This window comes from Cobetia sp. 1AS1 (assembly GCF_029846435.1).
Classification (GTDB): domain Bacteria; phylum Pseudomonadota; class Gammaproteobacteria; order Pseudomonadales; family Halomonadaceae; genus Cobetia; species Cobetia amphilecti.
Genome location: NZ_JARWKU010000013.1, coordinates 72,549 through 88,605, shown reverse-complemented (window position 1 = coordinate 88,605; position 16,057 = coordinate 72,549). Strand labels below are relative to the sequence as shown.

Genomic DNA, 16,057 nt, shown 5'->3' with positions numbered 1-16,057 from the left:
GTCTATGAACCACAGATGGAATCATTATGTTACACAAGATTACCCATCATTCCGAAAACTCCCCATAATCACCGTTATTCCATATTTCTCGACTGGGCCTCGCCTACCAAACAAAAAAAGCCCCGATCATCGTAGATCGAGGCTTCAGGTGCTTGCCATGCAATGTCGGCTGTCAGTGGCTACCAACAATCACTGCTGTCAGTGTCTTCCGAGTCCTCAAGGACTGCCGCTCCCTTCACTCCCAGCTCCGTGAGCGTAAAGGTGGCGCAGTCCTCATCATTAGCCTGACTGCCGGTAGCAGTGGCGGTCAGGGTATAGCTGTCTGCATCCCCTGCGACGGCCAGGTTGTAGAAGCCTTCCTCGCTGACGGCATCTGCCTGGCCCAGCCCGATACCACCGCCACCGCCTCCAAGCGCATCTCCACAGCTGGTCGCCGCTGTCACGCTGGCCGTCGCGTATTCACCGCAGGTTGCCATGATGCGCTCCTGGGTCTGGGCCAGTGCCAGCAAGGCGGTGGTGGCGTCGGTGCGACGTGAACGCTCCACCTGATCCTGATAGCTGGGATAGGCGATCGCCGCCAGAATGCCGATGATGGCCACGGCAATCATGAGTTCCAGCAGACCGAAGCCGCCTTGTGCCCGAGAACCCACTGTTCGTCTGATCATCAGCGCCCCCGACGCAGCAGCGTGATGTCGATGACCTGCTTCGGCTCACCACGTGGGTCAAAGCGTACCTCGACCTCCTGCCCCGGCGTGAGGTGGAAGGCCTTCAGCTCGCGCCCATTGCGATTGAGTATCCGGCTATCCGGCTGAAGCACGAACCCCATGTCGTCGACGAGCAGCTGATCCCCCTCTCGCTCGTCGATGACGCCGGTGACGCTCTGCTCCATGACCAGCGGAATCGGGGCATCTTCCGCCAGGGCCTGGGAGCCCCAGCTCGTGAAGAGCAAGCCCGCCGCCAGCATCAGTCCACTACCAGTCAGCTTAAGTCGTGATGTCTTCATGGTCTCTCTCCTAGCGCAGCTGATACCAGGCACTACGGCCTTCCAGCCCATCGATCCCGAAGTCCATGGCCATTTCGACCACCTGATTGGTGCCACCCTGACCGACATACTGGGTATCACCCAGGAATTTCGGTGAGGTGGGCTCGCCTTCTGTCTTGATCGAGAGTACGACCTGATTGTTGACGTTGTCGCTCGCGTTGACCTCGCCATCAGCGTTGTAATCAAAGACCTGCTGCACATTGTTGTAACTGCGTACCGGCTGCAGGCCGTTGCGCAAGCTGAGCGCATTCAGCCAACCACTGGCACCGCCAGTACAGGGGCCATTGGAGCCCGGGATGGTGGTATTGAAGACAATCAGATCACCACGGACAGCCGGGATGGTCACCAGACGCTCGCCGGAGTCCGGTAGCTCCAGGTACCAGCCATACTGCATACCATTGTTGTTCTGATTGGAATAATCGACGCCTACCCCCGTGACCGTCCGCGCGTCACTCACGCCGCTGATATTGGAAAAGCTTTGCTTTTCCAGCTGGCCATGATGACGGCGAGTCGAAGAACCGGTATGCAGCACGCTGTAGAAGGATTGCGTCGAGGTATCGACCGCATCCTGCAGCGTCAGCAATTGCCCGGTGCCCCAGTACACATTCAGGTACGGCGTATCGACGGTGCTGTTGAAGACACCGCTGCGTGCCACGGCTACCCGCGATGTGATGGGCTGTCGGGAAGCTGCCGGACAGGTCGATGACGTGCTGTTCAAGGCAACGGCACATGACTGGAACAGACGCGACATTTCGCTGCTGCCGATGTTGCTCAGCGAGAACTCGCGCATGTCGAACACCCAGACATTGCCATGCAGATCGCCGGCATAGACCCAGTCGGTGATGCCATCGGCATCGACGTCGGCCAGCTCAGGGCTCGACATGCCATTGCAGTCACTGCTGCCAGAGGTGCACGACCCACCGGCATTACTGCCCTGTTGAGAATCCAGCAGCGCATAGTTGTCGGGGTCTTCCAGGTCCACGATGAACAACTTGGCACGCCCATCGCTGTCGGCGTTGTAGCCATTGCCGAAGATGGCATACCACTTGCCATCATCCAGACGCGCTACCTGAATATCGCTGAAGGTATAGCCGAGGTCCTCGTGCGTGAATTCCCACTGCACGATCTCGGCCGGCGAGGTGCCGTCAGATTCACCCAATGACTCGAAGCCTTCAGGATCGGTGATATCCAGCATGTAGACCGCCTTGCCACCAGCGCCCAGCCCACCCAGCAGGACCGAGTGCCAGCCGGGCGTATCCTCATCCCCCAACTGGACATGCACGTCACGTGCGACCGGAGTGGCATCGACATAGTACTGGTGCACATAGTTCTGATCAGCGAGCTGGCGAATACCGCGCCCGCTCTCGATGCTGAAGGCGGCATACGGCATGTAGGCGAACTTCTCTTCACCGGTCTCCATGTCGATGGCGTGCAGCATGCCGTCGTTGGCACCGATGTAGATCATGTTCTGGCGGTCCTCATACAGCGTCTTGAAGGAGCGGTACGAAGACACTTCCATGTCATTGCGATAGCTGGCCGAAGGCGGCCCGACGATCGCCGGCGAGGCATGCACGATATCCCCGAGATAGTTGTCGTCACGCTCGCGGAACAAGGTGCCTTCGTAGGCATCGTCACCCTTGAGATAACCGATCAGGTTCTCGAGATCCGACGTTCTGACGCCAAGATCAGCGCCATCCAGCTTCAGGAAGGTACCGGTAGTGTCCAGGACGCGTCCCGTCAGTTGGGCCGCGCCACTGGTGACGCCTCCGACCACTGAGCCGACACCGCCAAGAATGCCATCATCATCATCATCATCGTCATCGTCGTCGTCGTCGTCGTCGTCATCATCCCGGACGGTTCTCCGCAGCGTTGCCAACAGCGTTTCTGACAGCAGGGACTCATCGAGGAAGCCCACGAGGTCCAGTACCTGTTCGGCCTCCAGTGATCCGGCCTCCTCGATATTGAAGAAGAACGCCTTCTCATCCACTTCGGAGATCCCCGGGTTGTAGGTGATCACCTTGCGGCTGGAGCTACGGCTATCATCGTCACGCAACCACTCCGCGACGGACCAGTCCGAGGTGGCGCTCAAGGCGCCATTGGTGCCGATCTTGCGTGCAACCACATCGCCCGACCAATCAGCGGGATCATAGATGGTCTGAATCACATAAGCGCCGCTGGTCTGCCCACCACTGCTGATGTCCAGGCTACCGGTGCTGGCCGCGCGCCCTGCGATGGACTGCGCGATATTGTTCAGCGCATCAATCAATGCCTGCGGATTGGCGGCGCTGAGATATTCACCACGTCCGTTCCAGGCCGCATGACGCAGATCATCGATGGTGGTATTGGCATTGGCGGAAGGCTGCGGCCAGGTGAAGGCAGACTCGAGATCAGCAGGGTTCTCGGACAGCGAGCCATCCACACCGAAAGCGACGGTGTAGGTCACCATGTGCTGAGCAGAGTTTTCGTCCACTCCCGGTATGGTAGGCACGCTGTCGATCAAGTCAGTCCGCAGGTCCTCGCGATAATATTTCATCGCGACATCGCCAAGCGTATTGGAATAGCTGTCACGGTGACTGGCACTGATGAAGTCGCCGCTGCCACCGTCGACGTTGCCGACACTGGGGCTGGAGCCATTCCAGTAGCCATCGGTCATCATGATGGAATAGTTCTGCTGGCACATGCCGCCCTCATCCGCACTCAGGATGGGAGCATTGCTTCCAGTGCTGGAATAATACTCACCGGCATTCTTGAGCGAGGTACGCAGAGGGGTGCCACCGGAGGGATAGGCGGTAAAAAGCTCCTCCAGCAGGTCTTCACGCTCATCGACATCCGTCATGTCAGCAACGTTGCGGTTGTTGCGGCCCTGGATGGTGCGCAGCCCCACCCGGGACTCGTTGGCGTTGATCACACCGGCCATGGCGGATTTGGCAACCAGCATGCGGTCGCGATAGTAGGTAAACCAGTTGGCGAAGTTGACTTGCTGAGCCGCGGACAGGTCTTCCACTTCAACGACATGATCTTCGTCTAGAAACAAGCGCCCCGAATTGTTGCTATAGACCCCGCATTCACCATAGTCATAGTCCCCGTCGCCATTGTCGTCCCAGCGAACGTAGTAGACATCATCCTTCATACTTGCCGAGCTGGTGGGCTCGTAAGGATCCTCACGGACATTCGACAGGCTCATGTTTTGATAGGCGATTCCCAGTCGGTCCGCTCCGGCCCACGGGGCATAAGTCAGCGCCGGGTTGTAGGCCATGACATTGAAGCCCATGCAGGCCCCGACCGCCCCGCCAAGATCCGTATAGGAAACGATACGATCATCGGCATCATGGTTGTTCTCTATCCAGATCCCGCTCTTGGAATACACCCCGGTGTATCCCATCAGCGAGGAAGCCGGCTGGAGACTCCAGTGTTCCACCCCCTTGTTGAGAGTGTCTTCCCAGGCCATGCTGCCCGAATCATCCAGAATGAACAGGATATTGGGCTGAACCCCGGTCGCTTCCGTGACCGGGGCGCGGGCGATTTCCCCGGGGGCCGCCAGACAGGGCAAGGCGACAAGGCACAGGGCACCACTCAGCAGATAACGCATATTCTTGCTCCTCTCAGAAGTAAGGGCCCAGTTCCATCTCGCTTTGCACTACTGTCCAGGAGGCCCCATTGCCGCCCCCCGTGCCCATCGCGTTGATACGGAAGGCATCCAGGCGCGTGCCCACCGCATTCACTTCGTTGCTGGCATTCAGCGGCGGCTCGCCGACCTTCCCCAGGTACTCGATCACATAGGCTCCGATGACCGCACCGGTATCACTGTCCAGCGTCTGGATACCGCTGGCTTGCCAATCCGCTTCCGAGAGCGGGTTGATCGGCGGTGCATCCTCGGGCAGTGCCAGCATCAGGCCAGCCGAGTCATCGAAGCTGTTCAGGCTCCAGGTGCCATCCTCCAGGCTTTCCTGAAGCGCGCGCTCGCCGATGCTCAGGCTGGTTTCCGCGTTGTAATAGGACTGCTCGAAGTTGCGGCTGTTGACGGCCATGCGTGTCTGCAGCTGACTGTCCTCAACCCCGGTCACGGCCAGCAGGCCGATCACGACCAGCATGATCAACACGATCAGCAAGGCGATGCCTTGCTGACGTGCTGGCCCCCGAGTGACCGCGCAGACTCTGGACGTTGAAGACGATGTATTCATCAGCTGCCCCTCAGTTGCAGATTGCGCGGTGTGAACGTGAGATTGAAGGTTCGCGTCAAACGCCCATCGTTATCCCCGCCCGGCACCACTCCCGGCAGGCTCTCGAGCGTGAGTGCGATCTCGATACGGCGCACCTCATCCCAACGGCCTTCGCTGCGCACCGTGGCGGCCGGCACCTTGACGCGATCGACACTGCCATTGCCGGTGGTATCCAGACTGAAGCTGACATCGAAGCCCTGTACGCCGGAGGCCAGTTCTTCGCGTGCGAAAGCGGCATCGATACGGTCGATATACAGTGAACGCACCGAAGAATCGTCAGCCTGGTCATCCAGCCGCAGCTCCCAGGCCTGCACCGGGTAGAGATAGGCGTTCGAAGACTGAGAGCTGCCGTAGGAACGTGACAGGGTGTCATTGGTTTCCACATTGCCCTGGGTGGTGCCCGACACCCTGAAGACATCGGTGCTGCTGCAATCACTGACCAGCGCATACTCGTTGGTCACGAAGGCATCTTCGCTGCCGTTGCGCACGGACAGCGGGCCGCCCAACGACGTCATGCTGCTGGTCAGCGTGGTTTCATCGCCGTCCTTGCTGGCAGCGACGAACGTCAGATTGAAATAGCTGAGGCCCCGCTGGGTACGCTGCTGCCCCCCGAAAGGCGCCGTGAGATCGTGAGAGGCATCCACCGAGCTGGCATTGGTGATATCGCGGCTATTGGCACAGCCTGCGTAGCCCACATTGCGCATCAGCGGCTGGAGCCGGAAGGACACGTAGCGGGCCGATTCCTGCAGATAGGAAAGCGCCTCCTGGGTGCTCACGGTACTGCGTGAGGTCGAGAACATCTGCACGGCCATCGCCGTGATCAGCAGCCCCAGCACCAGGCTGATCATCAGCTCGACAAGCCCCACACCCGCCTGGCGCTTCATGCCATGAGGGGGGGTGGTGGCGGGGGCGAAGCGTCGGCGGACCGATGCAGGGGAACAGCGATTCATGGCTCTACCTCGAAACGATAGGTCTGCTGGTCAACTCCCCCGCTGATGGGGTCACTCCACTGCACCTGGACACTGACGTCGTGAACGCCGATGCCGGCGCCGCCGACAACACGCTCGTCGACTTCCACGCTGCCGACGCCGCTGGTCAGCGTAGAGCCGATGATGGCGTCACCCCAATCAATGATGTCCTGGTCCGCCAGCTCTGCGGGCACGCAGTCCGAGCTGCATCCATCCGCCGGCGCATTGGTGGTATCGGCATCATCATATTGATCGATGGCCTCAAGGTTGGCGCGGATACGCTCAGCCATGTCCAGCGACAGCAGTTGTGCCACGGTATTGCTGTAGCTGACGCGCTGATGCTGAAGCGTCTGAACTTGCAACAACCCCAGCCCCAGCAGGGAAACCCCCAGCAGCATGACCGCGACCAGCGCCTCGATCAGGCCAATGCCGCGCTGTGAATGCCGAGCGGAACGGCGCCGCTGCAGGCGAGACAGCAATGTCTTCCTCAGCGCTCGCGGCTGCAGGGCTTGCTTGAGGGATGTGGTCATCAACGATGCTGTCATGAGCAGTCCCCTCCTGATTCAAGGCGTACACGGCCTGAAGGCGCCACTACCACAGAGGTAGCATCGGAGGCCGCACAGAACACCAGCGTACTGTTGCCACTCGTCAGCGTGCCGCGATCGTTGTAGGTGATCCTGGCGGCGCCACCCGACTGGGCAACCGCATTGCTGTCCTGATGGATCCACAGGCGGTCGTCGAGGGTGAAGTTGGAAGTATTCCCGACATAGACGACCCAGCCATTCGCCCAGTCATCGTCGCAGGTCGTGGGGTTGGGGGTGGCGACGCTCGGCGCATAGGGACAGACACTCACATCCACACCGCGCGTGGTGGCGGTGCTGCGCGCCATGCCGAGCGCATGGGTCAGGGCACGCACATCGGACTCCACCTGAGAGCGCTGCACCAGGCCTTGCCAGGCCGGCACCGCCCAGGTCGCGATGATGGCAATGATCGCCACTGTCACGACCAGCTCGATCAGGGTGAAACCACGGGATTGGCGCATGAGAGATACTTCTCCTTGCCGCTGAGGGTCGACCGGCCGTGCCGGACTCGAGTCTGTCTTCTGGGGCCCACCATCACCAGCACCGACCTCCTCCTTCGGCACCGGTATTCATGTCCTGGTCCATCCACAGCACGCCACAGTCATCATTGAGTTGTGCCCCTTGAGGCGTCGCCTGCAGGACGAAGGCCGAGGCAGACAGACTGCGATACGTGATCAGGTAGCGAAGATTGCCACCGCCGTCCTCTATACGGCTGACGCCATCCGTCGGCTGGTCATCATCCCCCACGGGCGCCTCGGAAAAATTCTGGTAGTAGAAGCCATGCAGCTGTCTGGCCTGCTGCCCCAGTGCCTGCTGGGCATGCGAGCGCCAGCTGCGCTCCACATAACCGAGATAGGAGGGAATGGCGACCGCCGCCAGAATGCCGATGATCGCGACCACCATCATCATCTCGATCAGGGTGAAGCCCTTGGCCCGACGCCTGCCAGCTGCCCCGCGCCCCGATCTCGGCTTGCGGCGTGCACCTGCACTGCTGACACCGATGACCGAGAACAGTCGTGGCATGGGGAATTCTCCAGAGTACGAACTATACCTCTATTATGTATCATTTTGGTAACTGCGCATTACATTTTTTTTCAATACGCACCAGATTGATCAACGATCGTGCTCAAGAATGCCGTTGCTTATACAAGAAACTGCTGAATTGGATGGCAAAATGCGAATGGCGCGCACAAAAAAGCCGCGACAGGGTCGCGGCTTCTTCACTGGCAGAAACTTACAAGGCGTTACAGCTCGCGGATCTGATCCGAGGCGATCAAGCGCTCCTTGAGCTCCTTGGGCATGGAGAAGACGATGTTTTCCTCCTGGCCCTCGAGCTCCTCGGGCGCCGAGGCTCCCAGCGCCATCAGACGATCGATCACGCCCTGCACCAGCACTTCGGGGGCACTGGCCCCGGCGGTGATGCCGATGCTGCCGATACCCTCGAGCCAGCTGGCCTCGATCTGCTGCGCATCATCGATCAACCAGGCGGGGGTCTGCATGCGCTCGGCCAGTTCGCGCAGGCGGTTGGAGTTGGAGCTGTTGGGGCTGCCGACCACCAGCACCACATCGCAGGCTTCCGCCAGCATGCGCACGGCGTCCTGGCGATTCTGGGTCGCGTAGCAGATGTCATCCTTGCGCGGGCCCTGAATCGCCGGGAAGCGTTCGCGCAGCGCGTCGATTACCCGCGCGGTATCATCCATCGAGAGCGTGGTCTGGGTGACGAAGGCCAGTTGCTCCGGGTCCTTGACCTCCAGACGCGCCACATCGGACTCGTCTTCCACCAGATGGATGGTGCCACCCTTGGAAGTGTCATAGCGGCCCATGGTGCCCTCGACCTCCGGGTGGCCCTCATGACCGATCAGCACGCAATCCTGGCCCTTGCGCGCATAGCGCAGGACTTCCATGTGCACCTTGGTTACCAGCGGACAGGTGGCATCGAAGACCTTGAGGTTGCGACGCTCGGCCTCTTCCTGCACGGCACGCGAGACACCGTGCGCCGAGAAGATGACGATGACGTCATCCGGCACTTCGTGCAGTTCCTCGACGAAGATTGCGCCGCGCTCCTTGAGAGAGTCGACCACGAAACGGTTGTGCACCACCTCGTGACGCACGTAGATCGGCGGCCCGAACACGTCGAGCGCCCCGTTGACGATATCGATGGCGCGATCCACTCCGGCGCAGAAACCGCGCGGGTTGGCCAGCTTGATCTGCATGACAGGCTCCGCTTGATGGCGAGGTGCGCTCACGGGGAGCGCACCTTTTGATAGTAGACTCAGTGCGTGGTCGCGGGGGCGACTGACAGTACCTCGACCTCGAAGGTCAGGGTACGCCCGGCCAGCGGGTGATTGAAGTCGACCTTGACGTCACGCTCATCGATCTCGCGGATGATGCCCGGCAGCTCCGAACCCGACGGCTCGGCGAAGGACATCACCATGCCGACCTCGATCTCTTCATCGAAGCTCTTGCGCGCCACGGTCTGGACGTTCTGCGGATTGTGCTGACCGAAGGCATGCTCCGGCGTGATCGTGAAGCTGCCGGTCTCGCCCGCCGCCATGCCCATGATCGAACGCTCGAAGCCCGGCGGCAGATTGCCGTCACCCACCTGGAAGGTGGCCGGTGTCTTGTCGAAGGTGGAGTCCACCTCGGTGCCGTCTTCCAGACGCAGACGGAAATGGAGGCTGACCTCCATGTTATCGGCGATACGATGCTCGCTCATGCTGACCTCGCTTGTGGCGCTCATTCGGAGCGGCCACGGAAAGATTCAAGAATCAGTGCCACGGCTCCCAGGCTGATGGCGACGTCCGCCACGTTGAAGGCCGGGAAGAAGGCATTGCCCCAGTGGAAGGACAGGAAGTCCACCACGTAGCCATGCACGACACGATCATAGAGATTGCCAAGCGCGCCCCCCAGCACCAGCGCGATGCCCAGCGCGGTGAAGGTCTCGTGACGCTTGAGGCGCGCAAGCCAGATGCTCAGGCCGATGGCTGCCACCACCGCGATGCCCGCAAACAACCAGCGCTGCCAGCCATCATGGCCAGCCAGAAAACTGAACGCCGCGCCGGTGTTGTGGAGCAGCGTCAGATTGAAGATCGGCAGCACTTGGTTGGCCTGACCATAGACCAGCGAACTGCTGGCCAGCCACTTGGTGGCCAGGTCCAGCACCACGATCACCAGCGACAGCCACAGCCAGCGCAGCGGCGAGCGCATCGGCTCACTGCCGGCTGAAGGGGTATCCGTCGCGGGGCCTTGTGAAGAAGACGTCATGTTACCTTCCTGTCGTGAAATGAGTCTGCGACCGGCAAGACACGAACGCCGGGCCAGAGCCCGGCGTTCGATATCAGCGCTCAGCGGAGGCTGAACGATGCCGCGGTCGCATCAGCGATCAAGCGAAGTGACGCGTCTCGCCTTCGCCATCCGGCAGGTTGGTCACGCAGCGGCTGCACAGCGTCGGATGTTCCGGCAGGGTGCCGACTTCCGGACGGTGGTGCCAGCAACGCTCGCACTTGTCATTCTCGCTGACCTTGACCGCCACCTTGAGGCCGGACACTTCGGTCTCTTCTGCCTCACCGGCCACCTCGAGAGGCGCCAGGGTCACGCCGCTGGTCAGCATCACGAAGCGCAGCTCGTCGCCGAGACTTGCCAGCAGCGTATTGAGCTCGTCGTTGACGTAGAGAGTGACTTCCGCCGCCAGGCCATTCTTGACCAGACCGGCGTTGCGCGCGCCTTCCAGCGTCTTGTTGACCGCCTGCTTGACGTGCAGCACCTGCTCCCAGAACTCACGCCCCATGGCCGCATCATCCGCCAGAGTGGTCAGGCCGGTGTAGGCCGTCTCGAGGAAGATGGTGTCCTTGCGCGGGCCCGGGATGTTGGCGTAGATCTCTTCACCGGTGAAGGAGAGGATCGGCGCCATCCAGCGTGCCAGCGCCTCGATCACGTGATACAGCGCCGTCTGGCAGCTACGACGCGCACGCGAGTTCGGCTGCGTGGTGTACTGGCGATCCTTGATGACATCCAGATAGAAGCCGCCCAGCTCACGCGAGCAGAAGGTCAGCACCTGCTGATAGATGTCGAGGAAGCGGTATTCCTCGTAGGCCAGCTCGACACGTGCCTGCAGCTGAGCGGCACGATCGACCACCCACTGGTCCAGCGCCAGCATGTCGTCAAAGGCCAGCGCATCACGCTCGGGCTCGAAGCCGTTCAGATTGGACAGCAGGAAGCGCGAGGTGTTGCGGATACGACGATAGGCATCGGCGGTCCGCTTGAGGATCTCGTCCGAGACGGCCATCTCGCCGGAGTAGTCATTGGAGGACACCCACAGGCGCAGGATGTCGGCGCCCAGCTTGTCCATCACCTGCTGCGGCGCGACCACGTTGCCGACGGACTTGGACATCTTGCGACCCTGCGCATCCACGGTGAAACCGTGAGTCAGCAGCGCCTTGTAGGGCGCGTGGCCGTCAATGGCACAGCCGGTCAGCAGTGACGAGTGGAACCAGCCACGGTGCTGGTCGGAGCCTTCCAGGTACAGGTCGGCACGCGGGCCTTGCTCGTGACCATGCGGATGCGAGCCACGCAGCACATGCCAGTGGGTCGTCCCGGAGTCGAACCACACGTCCAGCGTGTCGGTGACCTTCTCGTAGTTCTCGGCCTCATCGCCCAGCAGCTCCTGGCTGTCGAGTGACCACCAGGCATCGATGCCGTGCTCGGCAACGCGATCGGCGACCGCTTCCATCAGCGCCACGCTGTCGGGGTGCAGTTCCCCCGTCGCGCGATGCAGGAACAGCGGAATCGGCACGCCCCAGTTGCGCTGACGCGAGATGCACCAGTCCGGACGGTTGGCGATCATGCTCTTCAGACGCGCCTGACCCCAGGCCGGGATGAAGGCGGTGTCCTCGATGGCGGACAGCGCCTTGTCACGCAGAGTCACGCCGTCGGTGCCGGCAATGTCCATGCCGACGAACCACTGGGCCGTCGCGCGATAGATGACCGGCGTCTTGTGGCGCCAGCAGTGCATGTAGCTGTGGGAGATCTTCTCGTGCGCCATCAGCGCACCGAGCTCTTCCAGACGCGCGACGATGTTCGGGTTGGCCTTCCAGATGAACTGGCCACCGAATTCCGGCAGGTCCGGCACGTAGACGCCGTTGCCCTGCACCGGGCTTTCGATCTCGTCGAAGCTCATGCCGTAACGACGGCAGGTATGGAAGTCATCCTCGCCGTAGGCCGGCGCGGAGTGGACGATACCGGTACCGGCGCCAGTCTCGACGTAGTCGGCCAGATAGACCGGCGACAGACGATCGTAGATCGGGTGACGGAAGTTGATCAGCTCCAGCGCCGCACCATTGACGGTCGCCAGCGTCTCGCCGCTCAGGCCGAAGCGCGCCAGGCTGTCCTCGACCAGTTCCTCGGCCAGCACCAGCAGGCGCTCGCCGGTGTCGACCAGCGAGTAGACGAAGTCCGGGTGAACGTTGAGCGCCTGGTTGGCCGGAATGGTCCACGGAGTGGTGGTCCAGATCACGATCGCCGCCGGCTTGCTCAGTGACTCGAGGCCGAAGGCCTTGGCCAGCGCCGCGCTATCGTCTGCCGCGAAGGCGACGTCGATGGCATCAGAGGTCTTGTCGGCGTACTCGACTTCCGCTTCCGCCAGTGCAGAGCCGCAGTCGAAGCACCAGTTGACCGGCTTCAGTCCCTTGAAGACATAACCGCCCTTGACCATCTCGGCCAGCGCACGGATCTCACCGGCTTCATTGGCGAAGTCCATGGAGCGATACGGGTTGCCCCAGTCACCGACGATGCCGAGACGGATGAACTCGTGCTTCTGGCCTTCCACCTGCACGCCGGCGTATTCACGGCAGAGATGACGCGCCTTCTCGGACTCGAGATGCTTGCCGTGGGTCGTCTCGACCTTGTGCTCGATGGGCAGACCATGACAGTCCCAACCCGGCACGTAAGGCGCGTCGAAACCCGCCATCGTCTTGGACTTGACGATGATGTCCTTGAGAATCTTGTTGACGGCATGACCGATGTGAATATTGCCGTTGGCATAGGGAGGGCCGTCGTGGAGCACGAAGCTCGGACGGCCCTTGCCTGCTTCACGCAGACGCGCATAGAGGTCAATCTCGTTCCAGCGTGCCAGTTGGTCCGGCTCACGCTTGGGGAGATTGCCGCGCATCGGGAAGTCGGTATCGGGCAGATTCAAAGTGTGCTTGTAGTCGCTCATAGCCTTTCGGGTCAGCCGTCGTGGGGGCGGGAAGCCTGGGCTTCCCGAGCTGTGGAATCAGACACCTCAGCAGTGCCGTGTAAGGGTGCCGTCGGCGCATCCGTCATCAGTGCGCTCAGCGGACGGCTGGCCAGCGGCAGGTCAGCCATCGAGGTCATGCAATCGAGCAACGCCTGCTCATCACCGGCAGGCATCTCGCCCGCGGCCAGCGCGAAGAAGCGCTTCGCCAGGGCGATGTCGGCGTAGATGGCGGCCTTGAGGGCTTCCAGGCCATCGAAGCGCTGTTCACCGCGCAGGAAGGCGCAGAAGCTGACGCGCATCGGCTGGCCGTAGAGGTCTTCCGCGAAGTCCAGCAGATGGACCTCGAGCACCGGCCGCGGCGTACCGACCGTCGGGCGCCAGCCGATGTTGGCCACCGCCGGACAGTCGCGGCCGTCGGCAAGGTGCGCCATTACCGCGTAGACGCCGGAGACCGCCAGCGGCGCATTCGGCAACGGCAGGTTGGCGGTCGGCACGCCCAGCGTGCGGCCCAGCTGGCGGTCCGCGACCACGCGTCCCTGCCAGTGGTGGGCACGCCCCAGCAGCCGGGCGGCCAGCGCCATGTCGCCTGCGGCCAGCACCTCACGCACGCGGGTGCTGGAAACACGCTCACCGGCGATCTCGAAGGTGCGGGTATGCTCCACCGCAAAGCCTTCGGCGGCGCCGATGCGTTCCAGCAGCGCGAAGTCTCCGGCGCGATCGCAGCCGAAGCGGAAGTCGTCACCGACCACCAGATGACGCACGCCGAGCCCATCGATCAGCACCTGCTCGATGAACTCACGTGCCGACAGCGAGCGCAGCGTCTCATTGAAGGGCAGACACAGTACGCGCTCGGCGCCATGGCTGCCCAGCAGACGCACCTTGTCCGCCAGACGCGTCAGCCGCGGCGGCGCCTTGTCACCCGCGAAGAACTCACGCGGCTGCGGCTCGAACACCACCACCGTGGCGGGCAGACCATAGGCCGCCGCGCGCTCGCGAAGTTGCTCCAGAATCGCCTGGTGGCCGAGATGCACGCCATCGAAATTGCCGATGGTGGCCACACAGCCGCGACTGCCATCCTGCTTGCGCAGGCGGGCGAGATTGTGGAGTCCTCTGATCAAGTCCATGCGTGCATCACACAAGCCGCCGAAAGTGGTCGATTATAGCGAAGGGGCACGGCGCTGACAGCCACCGTTGCCCCGCCAGGGAGAAAACAGCTGGAACCGGGGGCACCAACCTGCGTGGCACCCGGGCAGCAGACTCAGCTCTGCATGCGGAAATGGCGCGGGCGGACACCGCACAGCCCCAACCACACCGCATAGGCCAGTACACCGCCGACGACCAGCGCTCCCATCATCGCACAGCGCTCCCACAGGCCCCAACCAAGCCAGGTGGTCCAGTCCGGCGACAGCCACATCAGGCCGCCGCCCATCAAGGCGCAACCGCCGATCAGGGTCAGCGAATAGCGTCCCCAGCCGGGCTGGAAGCGCAGCACGCCGTCACGATACAGGCCGCGTGCCAGCAGACCCGCATTGAGGAAAGCCGACAGCGCCGTGGCCAGCGCGAGCCCCGCGTGCGCCAGCGGCACGATCAGCGCCAGGTTGAAGGCCATGTTGGCGACCATCGCGATGATACCGATCTTGACCGGCGTTTTCGTGTCCTGACGCGCATAGAAGCCCGGCGCCAGCACCTTGATCAGCATGAAGGCCAGCAGACCGAAGCTGTAGGCACGCAAGCTCTGGGCCGACATCACTACATCGTTGTCGGTCATCGCGCCGTAGTGGAACAGCGTGATCAGCAGAGGTTCGGCCAGCACGCCGAGTGCCAATGCCGCCGGCACACCGATCAACAGTACCGAGCGCAGCGCCCAGTCGAGCATCTTCTGGAAGTGCTCCAGTGATTTCTCGGCGTGGCGCTTGGAGAGTGCCGGCAGGATCACCGTCCCGATGGCGATGCCGATGATGCCCAGCGGCAACTCGACCAAGCGGTCGGAGTAATAGAGCCACGACACGCTGCCGGTGACCAGAAACGAGGCCAGCACGGTATCCAGCAGCAGATTGATCTGCGAGACCGAGACACCGAACAGCGCCGGGGTCATCAACTTGAGGATGCGGCGCACGCCTTCATGGGCGAAATTCGGCCATGGCTTCGGCATCAGGCCAAGCCGCAGCAGGAACGGCACCTGGAACAGCAACTGCACGCCACCTGCGATCAGCACCCCCCAGGCCAGCGCCATGGCGGGTGTTTCGAAGCGCGGGGCCAGCAACAGTGCCGCACCGATCAGGCTCAGGTTGAGCAGCACCGGCGTGATGGCCGGCACCGCAAAGCGATTCCAGGTATTGAGCACGCTGCCTGCGAAGGCGGTCAGCGAGATCAGCAGCAGATACGGGAAGGTCAGGCGCAGCATGTCGCCGGTCAGCGCCAGCTTGCCGGCATCGTCACCGAACCCGGGCGCGAAGACCCACACCAGCCAGGGCGCACACAGCATCGCCAGCGCGGTGATCAACGCGAGTATGACGCCAAGACTGCCGCTGACGGCGTCCAGCAACTCGCGGACCTCTTCCCGCGTCCGGCGAGTCGCATACTCCGACAGCACCGGAATGAAGGCCTGGTTGAAGGCACCCTCGGCAAACAGGCGGCGCATGAAGTTGGGGATCTTGAAGGCGACGAAGAAAGCGTCCGCCCCACTGCCGGCGCCCAGCAGGGATGCGATGGTCACATCGCGCGCCAGACCCAGCACGCGCGACAGCATCGTCATCACGCTGACGATCAACCCGGAGCGCAACAGACCACCCCGCACCGGCAGGCTGTCGCCCGAGCGGGTCTCGCCCTGGGCACTCGCCTGTGAAGCGGACTGCGCGGCGGCCTCGGCCTTGCCGTCTTCTCCCCTGACTTCCTTCTCGCCTGCGGGCGACTCATCCTGCGGCTTGCTCACCCTGACACCCCTCTCGCTTCCCTGACCTGACACCGATGTCATCCACTCGACAGACAGACACAAAAAAACCGGCCGAAGC

Annotated in this window: 14 protein-coding genes; all 14 read right to left on the bottom strand. The window is 62.2% G+C overall.

Annotated features, from left to right (window positions below):
* Positions 1 to 179 precede the first annotated feature (179 nt).
* The 14 genes from QD280_RS16920 to murJ all read right to left on the bottom strand — a co-directional run bounded on the left by QD280_RS16920 (position 180) and on the right by murJ (position 15,801).
* Positions 180 to 665 (bottom strand): type IV pilin protein, encoded by a 486-nt coding sequence (locus QD280_RS16920; RefSeq protein WP_192839444.1) that lies wholly within the window; start codon positions 663 to 665, stop codon positions 180 to 182.
* Positions 665 to 1,003, bottom strand: coding sequence for a hypothetical protein (locus QD280_RS16915; protein ID WP_043335952.1), 339 nt, complete (start codon positions 1,001 to 1,003; stop codon positions 665 to 667). The genes QD280_RS16920 and QD280_RS16915 overlap by 1 nt, the downstream gene beginning before the upstream one ends.
* Positions 1,004 to 1,013: 10 nt before the next feature.
* Entirely contained in the window at positions 1,014 to 4,631 is a 3,618-nt protein-coding gene (locus QD280_RS16910) for a PilC/PilY family type IV pilus protein (RefSeq protein ID WP_279840063.1), read from the bottom strand.
* A 13-nt stretch (positions 4,632 to 4,644) separates the two neighbouring features.
* Positions 4,645 to 5,223: a hypothetical protein gene (locus QD280_RS16905; protein ID WP_192839446.1), complete on the bottom strand. Its 579-nt coding sequence runs from the start codon at positions 5,221 to 5,223 to the stop codon at positions 4,645 to 4,647.
* On the bottom strand, positions 5,223 to 6,212 hold the full coding sequence (locus QD280_RS16900) for a prepilin-type N-terminal cleavage/methylation domain-containing protein (RefSeq protein ID WP_279840062.1): 990 nt from the start codon (positions 6,210 to 6,212) through the stop codon (positions 5,223 to 5,225). Before QD280_RS16900 ends, QD280_RS16905 begins: the two co-directional genes overlap by 1 nt.
* Positions 6,209 to 6,775 (bottom strand): type IV pilus modification protein PilV, encoded by a 567-nt coding sequence (pilV, locus tag QD280_RS16895; protein ID WP_279840061.1) that lies wholly within the window; start codon positions 6,773 to 6,775, stop codon positions 6,209 to 6,211. The genes QD280_RS16900 and pilV overlap by 4 nt, the downstream gene beginning before the upstream one ends.
* Positions 6,772 to 7,272, bottom strand: coding sequence for a GspH/FimT family protein (locus QD280_RS16890; protein WP_279840060.1), 501 nt, complete (start codon positions 7,270 to 7,272; stop codon positions 6,772 to 6,774). The genes pilV and QD280_RS16890 overlap by 4 nt, the downstream gene beginning before the upstream one ends.
* Positions 7,273 to 7,345: 73 nt before the next feature.
* The gene (locus QD280_RS16885) at positions 7,346 to 7,834 is read right to left on the bottom strand and encodes a type IV pilin protein (RefSeq protein ID WP_279840059.1); all 489 of its coding nucleotides are present in this window, start codon (positions 7,832 to 7,834) and stop codon (positions 7,346 to 7,348) included.
* A 221-nt stretch (positions 7,835 to 8,055) separates the two neighbouring features.
* Positions 8,056 to 9,024 carry a 4-hydroxy-3-methylbut-2-enyl diphosphate reductase gene (gene ispH / locus QD280_RS16880; RefSeq protein ID WP_052384823.1) on the bottom strand — a complete coding sequence of 323 codons (969 nt, stop codon included), beginning with the start codon at positions 9,022 to 9,024 and terminating at the stop codon, positions 8,056 to 8,058.
* Positions 9,025 to 9,083: 59 nt separating this feature from the next.
* On the bottom strand, positions 9,084 to 9,527 hold the full coding sequence (gene fkpB, locus QD280_RS16875; RefSeq protein WP_043335961.1) for an FKBP-type peptidyl-prolyl cis-trans isomerase: 444 nt from the start codon (positions 9,525 to 9,527) through the stop codon (positions 9,084 to 9,086).
* 20 nt (positions 9,528 to 9,547) lie between these two features.
* A complete protein-coding gene (lspA, locus tag QD280_RS16870) occupies positions 9,548 to 10,075 on the bottom strand; it encodes a signal peptidase II (protein ID WP_279840058.1) in 528 nt (175 codons plus the stop codon).
* Between the two features lie 118 nt (positions 10,076 to 10,193).
* Complete coding sequence (gene ileS / locus QD280_RS16865) at positions 10,194 to 13,025, bottom strand: isoleucine--tRNA ligase (RefSeq protein WP_279840057.1); 2,832 nt, start codon at positions 13,023 to 13,025, stop codon at positions 10,194 to 10,196.
* A gap of 11 nt (positions 13,026 to 13,036) precedes the next feature.
* Entirely contained in the window at positions 13,037 to 14,170 is a 1,134-nt protein-coding gene (gene ribF / locus QD280_RS16860) for a bifunctional riboflavin kinase/FAD synthetase (RefSeq protein WP_279840056.1), read from the bottom strand.
* A 134-nt stretch (positions 14,171 to 14,304) separates the two neighbouring features.
* Positions 14,305 to 15,801, bottom strand: coding sequence for a murein biosynthesis integral membrane protein MurJ (gene murJ / locus QD280_RS16855; protein WP_279840070.1), 1,497 nt, complete (start codon positions 15,799 to 15,801; stop codon positions 14,305 to 14,307).
* Positions 15,802 to 16,057: the final 256 nt, after the last annotated feature.